Here is a 14,643-nt window from a genome sequence, read left to right as displayed (position 1 = left end):
GTTGCGAACATCATCTCAAATCCGAACATCAGATTTTTGATTTTGGCAGGCGCTGAAGTGCAGGGCCACATTACCGGTCAGAGCTTCAAGGCACTTCACGAAAACGGTGCAGATCCGGACAAGAAGAAGATTATCGGAGCTACCGGAGCAATTCCATTCGTTGAAAACGTTCCTCTTGACGGTGTTGAAAGGTTCCAGCAACAGCTTGAAATCGTTGACTTGATTGACACTGAAGACATCGGCGCTATCCAGTCCAAGATAAACGAATGCGTTGAAAAGGATCCTGGTGCCGTTGAAGGCGAACCTATTGTCATGGAAGTTGACGAGGAAAACGAAAGAATGGTCATCGTCAAAAAGGACAAGAAAGACAAGAAGGAAGCTGAAGCATAGCTTCCAATTTTTTTATTTTTTTTCACACATCAATCATTTCACCAGCCTACTTTTTCACATTTGCATCCCGTCACTTTTGTGCATTTTTTTAAAATATGCAAATAAAACCGCAACCTTTATATATTACCTGAAAGATATAACTACTTGTGATTGTGGAAAGTTGTATCTTTTAAGAAAAATCAAAATAAAACCAAAAGGTTTATATACTATTACAACCTACCTATAATTGCAAATATGTATCTTGTTTAGAAAAATGCATTCCACCAAGAATGTTTATTTCTAAAAAATGTAGTCGAACGCCACCACAGTAAGTGGAAAAAATAAAGTAGGTGATAACGTGAACCATAACCATTCAGTAAACTGGAGCGACAAAGTAAAGAGTCTCGACAAGACCATCCGAGATGAAATCGGAATCGAAGGTGAAAACGAGGCCAAACACATATTGATTAAAGTTCAAACCAAGGCTGCAGAGGCAATCGAGCCTGCATTCATCGTAGGGGAGGATGAAACCTTCCTTGACCTTTTTGTGCTTTCACCGCAAGGTCCTGGAATAACATCAACCGCAGTCCTTAAGGACAACATCCAAAGCATAGGTGTTATCGGAGGAGTGTCCGCCGAAAAGGTTGACCCGTCAGAAGTGCCGGAAACCCCGCTTCTCGATGACGTGGAAGGACTTTACCAGTAACGATCATGACGTATAATTCATTTAAATCGAATACGCATGCTTGTTTTAACCATCACCGGTGATGTCTAACCAGCATCACCACCAAAACCATAGAAGAGGCGAAACATGAACAAAGCAAAACTAAAGGATATCGCAGAAGTCTCAACAGGACTTTCATTCAGGCGATATTTGGACGATGCCGGAGAGCAGTTCGACGTGATTGTTCAAAGGTCAATTAAAAAGGATGGAATACTGGACGATTTCGATTCATTGAGACTGAACCCAAAAAACCTAAAACCACACCATTTCACCAGAAAGGGGGACGTTTTGATGAAGATGCCATACCCGTATGATGTTGTTTGTGTCAGCCAGGAGGGTTTGGTGATAAGCGACAGGATAGCTATAATAAGACCGCATGAGGGGATTGACCCTTCATTTATAGCGCACCTGCTTACCAACGCACATATCAAAAAGCAACTGTATCAACTCTCATCAACCGAAAGGATTCCTCATGCATCACTAAAGCAGATCAAGGAACTGGAACTTGTAATTCCTGATTTGGAAACCCAAAAAAGATACGGCCATCTCCTCAACACCATAAATGAAAAGATAGCTGAGGACCTGAAGGTTGTTGACTATGACAGAAACCTTAAGGAAGGAATCCTGAACCAGCTATGGGGGGAATTCTAAATGAGACCATCAAGATCACGCAACTACAAAATACTGAGAAACATCCTCTCACAAACCAGGCAAATCGATTTCACACAGGATATATCCTATTTAATCATCAACGCATTCCTTTACAAGTATGCATCAGACCTGCTCAAGGACTATCTCATGACGGTTCTTGAGGACAGTGCAATCCCATTTGATGAGGCATATGAAAACGACGAGTGCCGAAAGCATCTAAGAGATGATGCGCTAAAGACTTTCGGATACTTCATTGACAGTCCAAACTGCTTCATTGATGAGGTCATAAACCAGTCATACTCCGAAAGGTTCTTCATTCATCGCTTTTTTACATCATTCACACAACATCTGGAATTCAGCAGGGATTCCAACTATGAAAAGTACTTCACTTTCCTTTTCGACACGCTCAAAAGGGAAGTCAACATCAACAAATTCGAATTTGAAGGGGAAAACCACCTGATAGTTAAGGAAATCATAATTCTCATTTCAAGACTGGACGTTATGGAGGAGGCATATCCGTTTGAAGAGGTATTTGACCAGATCTGCCGTTCAAAACTCATCCGCACAACTCATGACCCCGAATATGTAACTCAGGTCCTCTCTGCAATAGTCTCATCAGCAAAGATGGATGCAGTCGATGTATACAATCCCTTTTTCAATGACGGGGCATCACTCATCGCACTTAAAAACGACACCCGATGGGCAAACACCTACGGCAAATGTGCTGATAACATCACTTACTGTGCAAGCATTGTAAAGATGCTTTTAAGTGATTTTGATTTGGACAAGGTATTTCTCGATTATTCATCTCCATTCGAATCAGTCGACATCAACAATGCATCATTTGACGTTATCGTTTCAAGAATTCCTTCAATCACACCGAGAAACTATAAGCGATTCAACCGACGCCAGAATATAGAACGGGTCAGAAACACCAAAAGAAAACAGCTCATAGGCGTTTTATCAGATGACTTTGCAATGGACGGCGAAGCACTGATGAACGATGAGGTAATCAACAGCGCCATAGATGACATATTAAAGAAGATGGACCTTGAAAAGGAAGCCGGACTCAATTTCCAGGGGGAATACGAATCACTTAAGGACAGCGAATATCTCTTCCTCATAAACCTCATAAACTCCCTGAATGACGACGGGATAATGGCGGTCAGCATGGCCCAAAGCTTTTTATCCAAAAACTCACTCCAGACACTCAGAAAATATCTGACAGTTGAGAAAAACTACATCGATGCCATCATAAGCCTTCCCGACGAGCTTTCAAAACCAAGGCCTTCAGACATTATCGTGGTATTTCGCAAAAACAGATCCAAGGACGATATCGTATTTGTCGACATGTCCAAAAACTATGAAACCTCAAGACTCAAACATACAGTTCCGGGGATGTTTAGAAGAAACCTTGTATTCGACGGCAAAACAATGTATGAGCTGATTGATGTTTTAATCAAGAGGATAGCAGTTGAAAGGTTCTCCAATGTCGTGGATCTTGAATGCATATCTGAAAACGAGTTCAACCTGTCAATTTCAAGGTATGTTGACACCTTCGAAGGGGAATTCGTATCCCTGAGGGATCTCAAATATCAAAAAGAGGAAATTGACGAAAATCTTAAAAGACTGAATAAAAAAATAGATATGATGTTGTCTGATTTGAATATCAGATTCTAACATCATTTTGATGAATTTTAGGGCTTTGTGAGTCCAAATCAGCGCTTCCTGTGAAGTATGACATGTGAATGAGACGGTCCTTGAATGTGTAAAGGCTTCCAAGTCCGTCCTCATCTGAAAACTCAAATCTCTTTTCTTCACCCTCATTTTTAAACTCTTCAAAGTCACTGTTTAAGGCATTTTCGATGACGCTTTCAATGGTGTCCGTGTTTATGGTAAATACGTTTTCATTTATCTCCGCATTGATGAGATAGCTTTTAAGAATCTTTTCATGATATTCCCTGTATATTTCGGAATTCAAAAAGATTTCAAAGCCTTTCATCTCTCCGTCAATCAATACTGCAACACCGCTCTGGCCTTCAGCCACTTCAAATGCATCCAAAAATTCGTCCAAATCTGCCTTTGCATTTTCATAGCTTTCAGACATTGCCTGTGTCGGTGATGAGAAGTCCCTTGACATTTCAAGCTCATTTATTGAATCCCAGACGGCCTGCTGGGCGCTTCCATGGTTTCTGTGGGCATGTATTTTTGCAACACGGGTGCGTATGTTTGCAATATTTGAGGACTGTTTGAAATTATGTTTGAATCCCCATCTGCCGTGTTCTGTGCAGTTTACAGGCACTTTCATTTCACTTTGCGGTGCAATGAGAATTGTTGCATCAATGATACGGTTCTGGTCTCCCCCAACTATTTCCTCGCCGTCTACAAGGAGTAAAGGAACCACTGACTTGTTTGCAACAATGATTGTGTTTACTGTTGAGTGTTCGCATTCCTCAACTGCCACAAGGCCCAGCTCAAATCCTTTTTTCAGTGTGAGCAAATCGATTTTGTGATTCACCGGTGTTTTTATAGGAACGATTGCCACGTTCTTGTGGACCTGAGCGTCAAGAAGTTCGAAGTCATCCATGCTAGCTATCATCGCCGTCACCCTTGATGTTTTTGGATATGAAATCCACATCTATTTTTCCAAGATTGTCTGAGAGGTAGTGGATGTCGCTTTCAGGGTTTTCCACCTCGGCAATGTATTCGTCTGATGTCATTACCTTTGCTATTGCTGCTGAACCGGTGACAAATTTGATTTTAGCAAAGTATTCATCGTTTATCTTATCGTACAATCTTCCCCCGCTCATGCATCCGGTAATGACGGTGTTGGTGCTGTTTGCCACGTATCCGATTTTTCCGAAGTATCTCATTTCGCATGCTATCGCTTCGGTGTCGTACTTGTTGTCCGGCTCCTTGACGAGCTTGATGATGCCGTCAAGTTTCAATGGTTTTGTTCCGTGCATGTTTTGAAAAGCTGTTATTGTTATATACATATATTATCACCTTGTGTATATCTTGTGGTTTATACTATTTAAATGTTTTCAAAAAACTTGTTGATGTTTTCACGATGCCCAATGAAGAGTATCAGGTCATCCTCCAGGAATTTGAAATCGTTGTTGACTTCAATGAATGTGTCCTCTCCACGAACGACGCCTGTAACCTTCAGGCTGTGCTCCTCAAAAGGAAACTCGTCAAGATGTGCGTCCTCGCTGACCCTTATGGAATCGATTTCCAAATCTGTGTACTTGTAGTTGAGGTATGAGGAGATGTCCTCGGAGGTGACGTTTCTGAATGCGTCATAGTTGTCTGACCTCAGGTCATTCACAGCATCGCTTATCTCATCGGCATCCTTGTTGTAGTAGTCCATGATGCGTGTAAACATCATGATACTTGTCTCGAACTCCTTAGGAATAACCTCATCCGCTCCGGCTTCAATGACCTCGTCAATGTTTCTCAGATATCTTGTACGCACTATGATGTGGATGTCCGGATTCAGACGGCGTGCGGCATCGATTGTCTTCAGGGTCTCCTCATATGTGGAGGCGGATATCACGATGCACTGTGCGGATGTGATGTTGAGCTCCTTCAGGACGCTTTCATTTGATGCCTTTCCGTAGATGATCGGTATTCCGAGAGCCTGCTGGTTTTCAACGATTGTAGGGTTCATGTCGACGATACGGTATGGAATGTTGAACTCGCTGCATGCCTTTGCCATCTGCTTTCCGTTAAGGCCCATACCTACAAGAATGACGTGGTCCTCAATCTCTCCTGCATCCTCAAGCTCCTCAGGCAGGCTTTTAAGCTCGCTGTCCACATTGAAGTAGTCAATCTTTGAGAATGCCCTGACGATTTTTGGAGTCAGCTTTTCCAGAAACGGAGTGGAGGACATTGTAAGGATGCTCACTCCAAGAAATATTGAGAAAAACTCGCTTGTCATGAGGCCGTATTTCATACCTTCCTTGGCAAGAACGAATGAGAATTCCCCAATCTGACTTAAAAGGATTGCAATGCTTATGGAAACCTTGGTCGGAAGCTTAAGCACCATTCCAGTAATCAGTGTGGCCATGAAATTGATTGCAAGTATCACTGCTGTCAGTGCGATAATTATGACGATGTTGTCCAGAAAGAGATGCAGATTCACCATCAGACCAATACTTATGAAAAACAGGCTCATGAACACGTCCTCGAAAGGCTGGATGTATCCTAATGTCTGATGGGAGTATTCGGTATTTGAAATCAGAAGCCCTGCTATGAATGCGCCCAGTTCGGGGCCGATTCCGATAAGGCTGGTTGCAAAGGTTGTTCCCATACATATGAAAAGTGTCAAAAGAAGGAACAGATCCCTGTTTTTGGTCTTGGCGGCATCCCTCAATGCCAGAGGAATGAACCATTTTGCTCCTGCAAATATTATTGCGCCAAGGCCGACTGCCTTGATGAGAAGTGTCGGCAGGGTGTGCAGCTCAAGGGATTGGCCTCCGAGAAGAGGGGTGATTAAGATTACTATGATTACTGCTATGTCCTGGAATATCAGAATACCCAGGGTTACCCTTCCCTGAACTGAGTGTGTGATGTGCTTTTGCTGCATTACTTTCATTACGATAGCTGTTGATGAGAATGCAACAAGGAATCCCAAGAATAGTGAAGCATTAGGGTCAAGGCCTAAAACCAGGCCCAGAACGGATATCAGAACTGTGGTTAGAACCACCTGCAGGATACCTCCGATGAGTGCATAGCGCTTGATTGCAGAGAACTTTTCTGCTGAAAACTCAAGGCCTATAATGAACAGCAGGAATATCACTCCTAGCTCAGAAAGGCTTGATATCAGTGTTGTGTCATTGATTGCATGGCCCAGAACGATTCCGGTAATGAACAGTCCAATCATTGTCGGCAGTTTCAGCTTGTTGAAAATCAGAAGCACAATCACTGCGGTGATTAAAATTATTGACATGTTTTGAAGTAGTAAAATATCCATGTTTTCATCTACATATTATATTTTTCAATATCATATTTGTTTTACATATGTTATTAAATTAATTATCCGATTGATTAAAATTATAATTTCATCAAGTAAATGGTATTTGGTTATAGCGGTTTGTGATTTAATCATGGATTTTTATCGTGCAGTTTTTCCGTTGCGATAGATGAAAATTTCTGATATGGCAGGTTTATGGTATTGTCAATTACTTGAGCTAAAAGCAGTTTAAAAAGAGAAAGGGTAGTAGATTATAATCTACTAACTTTAATTAAAGATTCAACAGGAATTCCTTCAATTTCTGAAAGGCCTGCCTTGTCAATCAGTACAGTAACGCAGGTAGGTTCTCCACCTAAATCCTTGACTGTGTGGATAACTTCCTTAGCGGTTTTTCCGCTGGTAATGACGTCGTCGACAATGACGACCTTTTTGCCTTCAACGCTTCCGAAGTTGGTACTGATGGTACCTTCGTCGTCAGTCTGGTCATTGTCCTTTCTGTGTTTGTTAGGGTGGTAAATGGCAAGTGATGTGTCCATTCCAGTCATGTCCTCTAAAAACTCAGTCATTACTGTTGCAAATGGAATTCCACTAACTGCAATACCGCATACAACATCAGCTTCACCGTGTGTTAAAGCCATGTCGCTTAAAGCGCCGGAAACATAACTTAAGCGAGTTGAGTTTCCACCAATGCTTTTCCAGTTAATTGCAAAGTCGACAGGAGCGTCAGCTTTGGTCTCTTCAGCCTTTTGAAGTGTCAACCATCTTGCTGTGTCCATACTTACATTAAGTTCATCAGCAATTTCACCGGTGGTGAATCCGTGTTCTCTTAGTTCTTGAGCTTTTTGAATTAATTTTTGTTTCACATTATCACCTAAATTATAATTCCTCAAAACTGATCGGTTTGTGTTCTTTGGATGATCTGTTAGCAGCAATAACCATCTTAAGAGCTTTAAGTCCGTCTTCACCAGTAATTTCTGGTTCGGTATTGTTTACAACTGCGTTCAAGAATGAGTATAATTCTCCTTTAAGAGGTTCTTCATGCTTGATTTGAATGTCCTGAGCAAACTTACCGTACACTTCAATGCTCTGTTTGATGTAGTCCACGGAAATGATTCCTGCGGTACCGGTAAGCTCTAATTCTCTACGTTTGTAAGGAGTTAACCAGTTTACTTCAATGATACCTGTTGATTCGTTGTCAAAGTTTACCATAATCTCAGCGTGGTCTTCAAATTCTGAATCATCGAAACTGCTGTTCATTGTTCCGTAAACTTGAGTGACTTCCTCTTCGAATAAGTAGTTCATAATGTCTAAATCGTGAATAGCTAAATCGATTGATACACCAACGTCCTTAATCCTTGGTGGGAGCGGTCCTACTCTTTTTGCAAAAGCAGACACTATGTCTCCAATTACTCCGTCATCAATAAGTTCTTTAGCTTTTTGAACTGCAGGGTTGAACCTTTCAACATGTCCGGTTGCAAGAAGCACGCCTGCCTCTTTAGCAGCGGCAATCATTTCTTCCGCTTCATTCAGGGTAAATGCGATTGGTTTTTCAACGAGTACGTGTTTTCCACATTTGATTGCTTCCATTACGACTGCGTGGTGGAAAGTGGTTGGAACACATACGCTTACAGCTTCAATTTCTGGATTTTTGAGTAGTTCGCAATAGTCGGTGTATCCCTTAGCCCCGTATTTTTTCTCTATTTTCTTGAGAGCTCTTTCACTGACGTCGGAAACTGCGACTAAATTTGCTTCCTCCATCTTGTGATAGACACGGACATGGTTTTCACCCATAGCTCCTACTCCGATAACTCCTACGTTAACAGTTTTCACTTAAATTCCTCCGTTTATATATAATCCGCAAAAAGTCTTCCAATGCGCCCGCCAAGTTCAAGTGCATCTTTAATAGAACCTTTTTCGTTTTGCTCTTTAAGGATTTCTCCTTCTTTAGTCAATAATATTGAATAAACATTAAATTCTTTGTCATTCATACGTGCAATGGAACCGATCGGCCACTGACAGCCAACTCCAAGCTCCTCAAGCACCTTTTTTTCCGCAAGTACTTCTTGCATTGAAATGTAATCATTTAACTTAGCTATAGTCTCTTTTTTCTCATAATCCTTACGGGTGATTATGGCCAGCGCCCCTTGGCCTGCAGGAGGTGTGATGTAGTCTATTGGAAATACGGTCTTGATGTATTTTGTCAGATTCAATCTTTTCAATCCCGCTTCAGCCATTATTGTGGCATCCAAATCATCACCTAAAGCCTTTTGGATTCTGGTTTCAATATTTCCACGAATAGGTTTCAGTTCAAATTCCTTTTCGTAGTGATTGCAGAACGCTTCTCTCCTAAGGCTGCTGGTTCCAAGTCTGGAACCCGGACCTAGCTCGTCCCAGGTTTTATTTGAAATAAGGACCTCATTTGGAGATTCTCTTTTTGGAACAGCGACGATTTCCAAATCCTCGTCAAGTTCGGTAGGCAAATCCTTAAAACTGTGTACTGTAAAATCAACCTCCTCTTCCAAAAGTGCAATGTCCAGTTCCTTGGTGAAAAGACCTTTTGAATCCATATTGTACAGTTGGGAGGTTGTAATTTTATCTCCTTTAGTTTTAATAATTTCAACGTCAATTTTCTTGCCGGTTAATGCAGACAAAGTCGCACAGACCTGATTTGTCTGAGCAAGTGCCAATTGACTCCCACGGGTTCCAACAATCATTATTTAAATCTCCGAATTTTTCTTTTCTAGAAAAATTAATTTTTACTAGAAATAAGTCTATACTTATAACTAGTTCTACATTGTTAATTTTTATAGGTTTTAATAATTAAATGTTTCAATTTTTAGTTGAAAAATCAGTTTGAATCATCTTTGTGAAACTTTGCGGTAATCGGACCTGTAGATGAACAGAAGATTCTTATCATTTTTTAAAGCCAAATCATAAACTTCAGTGTAGTCTTTAATCAATGATATTTCCTTAGTCATTCTGTCAGCTATTGAAGAGCCTACATCTCCTGTAAGTATGATTTCACACTCAAGGCTTTCCAGATACTCCGCAACCTTGTTTTCATCGATTTCTTCACAGGTGATTCCGTAATCTCCTCCGATTGCAACATACCAGCCGTCCAAATTGTCGATCATTTCAACGGATTGCCTTATGGCGTCGGTATTGATTCCGGGATTTATCTCTTCAATTATTGTGAAATTCCCGTTACTTCTTTTTGTGGTCCTTCCAGTAATTCCATTAAAATTAGCCAATCCATTAATTATTTTATCTTCATCAATTTCAAGTGCAAGGCTTGTCAGGATGACTCCCAATACGTTCAATACGTGATGGCGTCCCGGTGCAAATGTTTCGACGGTCATTGTGCCGTTTAAGATATTGTCATTTACTGTCTTGACATCTTTGTACTTTACGGTTATTTCTGTCCTGTCCAGTGAGTATGAAACGCTTTCGCAGTACAGGTTTGCATCCTCATCGCTGAGGGAAAATGTATTGATTTTAGGATGGGGCACGTCACTGTAGTACTCATCAAGGCTTTCCTTGTTGCACACCACTGTAGGGCAGCTGAAGATTTGCCTTTTGGCCTCGCTTGCGGTCATTCTGTCCTTTGCAATAGGGTAGTTTTCAGAAATGTTTGTCAGAAGTCCGACATCTCCGATTCCGCTTGCCCCAAGTGAGGATTCAAAGATTGCTGAGTTGTACTTTCTCAGGTTTTCGCTTTCGACAACGCCGTCAGCAATTTTGCAGATCGGATTTGCAATCTTGTATGCAAGGTCAATTGTCTCCTTGATGTTTGCAGGTGTTATTGAAATGTCCCTTTTAAGGACAATCTCCTTTTCATCCTCATAAAGAAGCGCTCCAAGGCTTGACAGGATTAAAGGATTTTCATCAATAAGAATCTCTTTAAGCATGAAAACGGAACTTGTCTTTCCCTTGACTCCTGTGATTTCAATTTTCTTTATGTCATCTCCCCAGTCCTCGAGAAGCTCCTTGACTACTGCGTGATGGGTTATGAATGAGTATTTAAGCTCAGGATTGTTTTCGGTTATGTCTTCACATGTCAGCGGGAGGTGGACCGGATAGATTATCCTCATCTCGCCCCTGTATTTTGCAAGTTCGCTCAAGTCATCCAGAAGCCAAACGTCATAAACCTCAAGCATTTTCCTGTCAATGACATTCAGTGTGTTGTAGATGTCATATGCAAGGACATTCCTGCCTTTTTTTGCAAGGCTGATGGCTATCTTCACTCCGCCATGAGTCATGTCAATAACTAGATTATTCATTTATACACCTGTTGGGGTTGCTGACGCCGCCTTCACCCAGTTTGTCCTTAACCTTCTTGTAGAAGTATTTTGTGGATGTTCTTATGAAATAAGCGTCCTTGTCAGATTTTTTGAACTTGATTTCCTCTTCGTAATCCGCTTCCTCATTGCGCTGGCCGTCCATAACAAACACTGCACTCTTACCCTTTTTAAGCAGTTTAACTGCAATTTCACTGTTGTCGGACACTACAAACGGTCTTGCTCCAAGCTTGTACGGACATATCGGTATGATGATGAATCCGCCCACTTTAGGATCCATGATAGGTCCTCCGGCAGACATCGCATAAGCTGTTGAACCGCTCGGTGTTGAAATGATCAGTCCGTCAGCCCTTACCTCATCAATGATTTCCCCGTCAACCTTGATTTGGAAATGAAGCATCTTTGCAGGCTTGCTTGTCATGATGACAACCTCGTTGATTGCGGAATAGTGGTTGTTTTCGTGTGAAACTACAAGTCTTGAACGTTTTTCCTTATAGTAGTCTCCTCTCAGAACCTCGTCAAGGGCTATGAATGTGTCCTGTATTTCAGTGTCTGTTAAAAATCCGACTGTTCCCATGTTTATGCCGAATACCGGTATTTCAGGATTCATGTGTGATTCCGCTCTCAGAAGTGTTCCGTCACCTCCCAGAATCACTGCCATGTCACAGTCAAAGTCATGAAGGAATTTGGACATTTTCTCAAAGTCAATGTTGAAGTTTATATCGTCAAGCATATCTCCCATTTCGGGATAGTTTTCCTTTGTCTTTTCAATGATTTTTTCAAGGTCGGGATTCTGCTTGAGCTCCATTATATTTTGTGCAAGTCTTTTTTCAATTTGCACTTCCCTTCCGTTGGTTAGAAGATAATCGACGATTTTAGCTGAAAACAGTGTGCTTCTGTCCTGATCGATTCTTCCCATTATTCCTATCTTGCCGATGAAATCTGTCTGGTTGTCGTTTAGGATATCGATCATCTGCTTGTGGAGCACTTCATTGTTTGCGGCAACGACAATTGACTTTTCATAAATGCTCAAGGTTGTGTTTAGTTTTTCACCATATTTGTCGGTGATTATTCCTCCTGCCTCTTCAAGAATCAGCTTTGCGGCGGAAATGTCTATTATTCTGCTTCCCCTGAGGTCGAGAAATGCGTCATATCTTCCGCTTGCAACATATGAAAGCTCCAGAACAACGCTTCCAAGCACTCTCATTCTTCTTGCGTTGTCGACAAGCTGGGAAGCCTGTGAAGTGCCACTTTTGGTAAATCCTCCAAGTGTCATGTTGCTGATTTTAACTTCATCGCTTGGTTTCACTCTCTTGTTGTTCAGCCAGCATCCTTTGCCTTTTTCAGCTTCAAAGAAGTTACCGTTTGCAAGATTTGAAATGAATGCAAGTTCAACGTCGTTGAGTGTTGCAACTCTTCCGTCAGGAACGCTTGCAACAGCTATTGAGATTGCGAATGCAGGAATTTCCTTAATTGCATTGCTTGTTCCGTCAATCGGATCAACCAGGAATATGAACCTTGGCTTTTCATCTTCGCTTAAATCGTCACGTCTAAGTTCTTGGGTAAGTGTAATGCTTCTTTTGGTTCCGTTACCCAGTCTCAATTCACCTATCTCTTCACTAACTAAATATGAGTATACTGGTGCTTCCTTTAGGATGTTAACGACTATCTCTTCAGAAATCACATCAATCAATGATGTAGGAGTTCCGTCAGCGCCCATCTTGACTTTTTCCCCTGCTTCGGGTGTTCCTATGTATGGTCTTGTGGCTCTGCTTACTTCCTTGATGATTTCATATGCCAGGTCTGTGGCTAACTTCTTGTCTCGGGCATCCATTTTTTCACCTCATTAATGGTGGATAATATTTTAATTACTCTTCAACGTAAACTACGCTTGCAACGACTGATGCAATGTTTTTCACGGTTGTAGTGGAAGGTTTTACTATCAGATCTTTTATTTCCACTCCTCTCACGTCCATCATGTATTCGACCATGAGCTTTGCCTCGTCGATTAAATCCTCAAGCTTTTGGTTTCGCCCGGTTGTCTCGACGACGCAGCCCAGTTCCTCACCGATAGCCAATGCCACGACTGCAGTTATTTCCTCGCCGGGAACGTCTGAGGTAATTTCTGATAGGACGCAGTTTACCATTGAGCCCGGTTTAAGGGTCGGCAAGTCTACGATTTCAGCATTGCCCGCAAGCATGCTTGAAACTCTTATCAGGTTGACATCACCTATTCCGGCATCGGTTAGGGCATTATCGAATGCATTTAATTTTGTAGGACCTTCGTCCTTTCCACTAACAATAGCAATTTTCATTATATCACTACTATTCTATTTGGTAAAACATATTTAAATAATGAATTATAATATAAGTTTAGGTGTACCTAATGATTTTCAATAAGTATATTTCAATATTCATATCAGCATGTCTTTTCATGTTTCTGATGCTTCTAACATCAGTTATTGTCCTGACAGTGTTCCACGGAGGGTCAATTCCGTTTATTGGTGTGGTGTTTGTTGTAATCTATTATTTCATTGCAAGGGCGTTCTATAATTATCTGAGAAATGACGATTTCTACAAAAACACCAGAAGGCACAAGTCAGATATGAAAGGCGAGAAATACTGGATTAAGGGTGAACGTGACTCAAAAAAGATATTCATCATAGTCTGGATTTTCGTGATACTCATTTTAACAGCGGCTTCACTTCTCCTGTATTATCATAATATGGGTGGAATTTAATTTTTCCATCTTATTTTTTTTCTGATTTTTTCCAGATTAAACGAATACTTTATATAAAATAGAATATATAGTTAATACTAATCTAATAATAATGCTTATTATAAGATTAAAAACCGGTTTTTAAATTTATGGAGGAAAATTAATGTCAACAAAAGTTGTAGAAATTAAAACATTAAAAGTTGGAAAATACATCGTTTTAGGAGGAGAAGCTTGTAAAATCGTCAGTTACTCAACTTCATCCCCTGGTAAACACGGAGCAGCAAAAGCAAGAATCGAAGCTATCGGAGTATTCGATGGTCAAAAAAGAAGTCTTGTAAAACCTGTAGACAGTAAAACTGACATTCCTATCATCGATAAAAGATTAGGACAAGTTATTTCAATCCAAGGTGACATGGTTCAAATTATGGATATGGAAAACTACGATACCATTGACTTACCAATGCCTGAAGACTTAAAAGACGCAATCGTCGAAGGTATTGAAGTAGAATACATTGTCGCTTTAGGAAACATGAAAATAATGAGAACCAGAGGATCTAACTAGATTCTTTTTCTCTTATTTATTTTCCTTTTTTAGACAATTATGCTTTTAAATACTTACGAACCATGGAAATTTGCATTCTCACAAGATACTGAGAACATTAAAGAAAATTCATTTGGGATAATCGGAGTTCCCTTTGACAGCACTACTTCTTATCACTCCGGTGCACGTTTAGGACCAATTGTAGTCAGAGAAGCTTCATTTGGTTTTGAAAAATACAATACTATTTTTAACAAGGAATTAACAACCACATTCTACGATTTCGGAGACGTCAATGTCATTCCCGGAAACTGCGAGCAGACATGCGCAATCGTAGAGGACACGGTCAATGAGATTTTGGACTTGAAC

At 40.8% G+C, this 14,643-nt stretch carries 15 protein-coding genes and 1 pseudogene; 7 read left to right on the top strand and 9 right to left on the bottom strand.

Going from position 1 to position 14,643, the window contains the following annotated elements; genetic code table 11:
• From ACKI30_RS02040 to ACKI30_RS02025, 4 genes and pseudogenes are all read left to right on the top strand, one after another.
• A pseudogene (locus ACKI30_RS02040) lies at nt 1–390 on the top strand (tetrahydromethanopterin S-methyltransferase subunit A); the annotation flags it as partial.
• Between the two features lie 337 nt (nt 391–727).
• A complete protein-coding gene (locus ACKI30_RS02035) occupies nt 728–1,075 on the top strand; it encodes a hypothetical protein (RefSeq protein ID WP_407409461.1) in 348 nt (115 codons plus the stop codon).
• 105 nt (nt 1,076–1,180) lie between these two features.
• Entirely contained in the window at nt 1,181–1,744 is a 564-nt protein-coding gene (locus ACKI30_RS02030) for a restriction endonuclease subunit S (RefSeq protein WP_407409459.1), read from the top strand.
• Nucleotides 1,745–3,424 carry an N-6 DNA methylase gene (locus ACKI30_RS02025; protein ID WP_407409457.1) on the top strand — a complete coding sequence of 560 codons (1,680 nt, stop codon included), beginning with the start codon at nt 1,745–1,747 and terminating at the stop codon, nt 3,422–3,424.
• Here the strand turns inward: ACKI30_RS02025 and ACKI30_RS02020 are convergent.
• The 9 genes from ACKI30_RS02020 to ACKI30_RS01980 form a co-directional block, all read right to left on the bottom strand.
• Nucleotides 3,414–4,343 carry an ARPP-1 family domain-containing protein gene (locus ACKI30_RS02020; protein ID WP_407409455.1) on the bottom strand — a complete coding sequence of 310 codons (930 nt, stop codon included), beginning with the start codon at nt 4,341–4,343 and terminating at the stop codon, nt 3,414–3,416. The genes ACKI30_RS02025 and ACKI30_RS02020 overlap by 11 nt on opposite strands.
• On the bottom strand, nt 4,333–4,740 hold the full coding sequence (locus ACKI30_RS02015) for an HIRAN domain-containing protein (RefSeq protein WP_407409453.1): 408 nt from the start codon (nt 4,738–4,740) through the stop codon (nt 4,333–4,335). The genes ACKI30_RS02020 and ACKI30_RS02015 overlap by 11 nt, the downstream gene beginning before the upstream one ends.
• A gap of 38 nt (nt 4,741–4,778) precedes the next feature.
• On the bottom strand, nt 4,779–6,719 hold the full coding sequence (locus ACKI30_RS02010; protein WP_407409451.1) for a cation:proton antiporter: 1,941 nt from the start codon (nt 6,717–6,719) through the stop codon (nt 4,779–4,781).
• Nucleotides 6,720–6,970: 251 nt separating this feature from the next.
• A complete protein-coding gene (locus ACKI30_RS02005) occupies nt 6,971–7,582 on the bottom strand; it encodes an orotate phosphoribosyltransferase-like protein (protein WP_407409449.1) in 612 nt (203 codons plus the stop codon).
• Nucleotides 7,583–7,595: 13 nt separating this feature from the next.
• Nucleotides 7,596–8,549, bottom strand: coding sequence for a Gfo/Idh/MocA family oxidoreductase (locus ACKI30_RS02000; protein ID WP_407409447.1), 954 nt, complete (start codon nt 8,547–8,549; stop codon nt 7,596–7,598).
• Between the two features lie 14 nt (nt 8,550–8,563).
• A complete protein-coding gene (gene hemC, locus ACKI30_RS01995; protein WP_407409445.1) occupies nt 8,564–9,433 on the bottom strand; it encodes a hydroxymethylbilane synthase in 870 nt (289 codons plus the stop codon).
• A gap of 144 nt (nt 9,434–9,577) precedes the next feature.
• The gene (gene cfbE, locus ACKI30_RS01990; RefSeq protein ID WP_407409443.1) at nt 9,578–10,999 is read right to left on the bottom strand and encodes a coenzyme F430 synthase; all 1,422 of its coding nucleotides are present in this window, start codon (nt 10,997–10,999) and stop codon (nt 9,578–9,580) included.
• Complete coding sequence (locus ACKI30_RS01985) at nt 10,992–12,851, bottom strand: bifunctional NADP phosphatase/NAD kinase (RefSeq protein ID WP_407409441.1); 1,860 nt, start codon at nt 12,849–12,851, stop codon at nt 10,992–10,994. Before ACKI30_RS01985 ends, cfbE begins: the two co-directional genes overlap by 8 nt.
• Nucleotides 12,852–12,885: 34 nt before the next feature.
• A complete protein-coding gene (locus ACKI30_RS01980; protein ID WP_407409439.1) occupies nt 12,886–13,332 on the bottom strand; it encodes a pyruvoyl-dependent arginine decarboxylase in 447 nt (148 codons plus the stop codon).
• A 71-nt stretch (nt 13,333–13,403) separates the two neighbouring features.
• Here ACKI30_RS01980 and ACKI30_RS01975 point away from each other — a divergent pair, with 71 nt between their 5' ends.
• The 3 genes from ACKI30_RS01975 to ACKI30_RS01965 all read left to right on the top strand — a co-directional run.
• On the top strand, nt 13,404–13,757 hold the full coding sequence (locus tag ACKI30_RS01975) for a hypothetical protein (RefSeq protein WP_407409437.1): 354 nt from the start codon (nt 13,404–13,406) through the stop codon (nt 13,755–13,757).
• Between the two features lie 142 nt (nt 13,758–13,899).
• The gene (locus tag ACKI30_RS01970) at nt 13,900–14,298 is read left to right on the top strand and encodes a translation initiation factor IF-5A (RefSeq protein WP_407409436.1); all 399 of its coding nucleotides are present in this window, start codon (nt 13,900–13,902) and stop codon (nt 14,296–14,298) included.
• 39 nt (nt 14,299–14,337) lie between these two features.
• On the top strand, nt 14,338–14,643 hold a 306-nt coding region (locus ACKI30_RS01965), incomplete at its 3' end, for an arginase family protein (RefSeq protein WP_407409434.1).

Source organism: Methanobrevibacter sp. (genome assembly GCF_045539575.1).
GTDB lineage: Archaea > Methanobacteriota > Methanobacteria > Methanobacteriales > Methanobacteriaceae > Methanocatella.
The sequence above is the reverse complement of the archived record's forward strand: the minus strand, read 5'-3'. Positions and strand labels throughout refer to the sequence as shown.

Bases quoted from the DNA above. Each gene is read 5' to 3' on its own strand.
- ACKI30_RS02020 (WP_407409455.1), bottom strand. From the start codon at position 4,343: ATGATAGCTAGCATGGATGACTTCGAACTTCTTGACGCTCAGGTCCAC.
- ACKI30_RS02015 (WP_407409453.1), bottom strand. From the start codon at position 4,740: ATGTATATAACAATAACAGCTTTTCAAAACATGCACGGAACAAAACCA.
- ACKI30_RS02010 (WP_407409451.1), bottom strand. From the start codon at position 6,719: ATGGATATTTTACTACTTCAAAACATGTCAATAATTTTAATCACCGCA.
- hemC (WP_407409445.1), bottom strand. From the start codon at position 9,433: ATGATTGTTGGAACCCGTGGGAGTCAATTGGCACTTGCTCAGACAAAT.
- ACKI30_RS01975 (WP_407409437.1), top strand. From the start codon at position 13,404: ATGATTTTCAATAAGTATATTTCAATATTCATATCAGCATGTCTTTTC.
- cfbE (WP_407409443.1), bottom strand. From the start codon at position 10,999: ATGAATAATCTAGTTATTGACATGACTCATGGCGGAGTGAAGATAGCC.
- ACKI30_RS02025 (WP_407409457.1), top strand. From the start codon at position 1,745: ATGAGACCATCAAGATCACGCAACTACAAAATACTGAGAAACATCCTC.
- ACKI30_RS02030 (WP_407409459.1), top strand. From the start codon at position 1,181: ATGAACAAAGCAAAACTAAAGGATATCGCAGAAGTCTCAACAGGACTT.
- ACKI30_RS01985 (WP_407409441.1), bottom strand. From the start codon at position 12,851: ATGGATGCCCGAGACAAGAAGTTAGCCACAGACCTGGCATATGAAATC.
- ACKI30_RS01970 (WP_407409436.1), top strand. From the start codon at position 13,900: ATGTCAACAAAAGTTGTAGAAATTAAAACATTAAAAGTTGGAAAATAC.
- ACKI30_RS01980 (WP_407409439.1), bottom strand. From the start codon at position 13,332: ATGAAAATTGCTATTGTTAGTGGAAAGGACGAAGGTCCTACAAAATTA.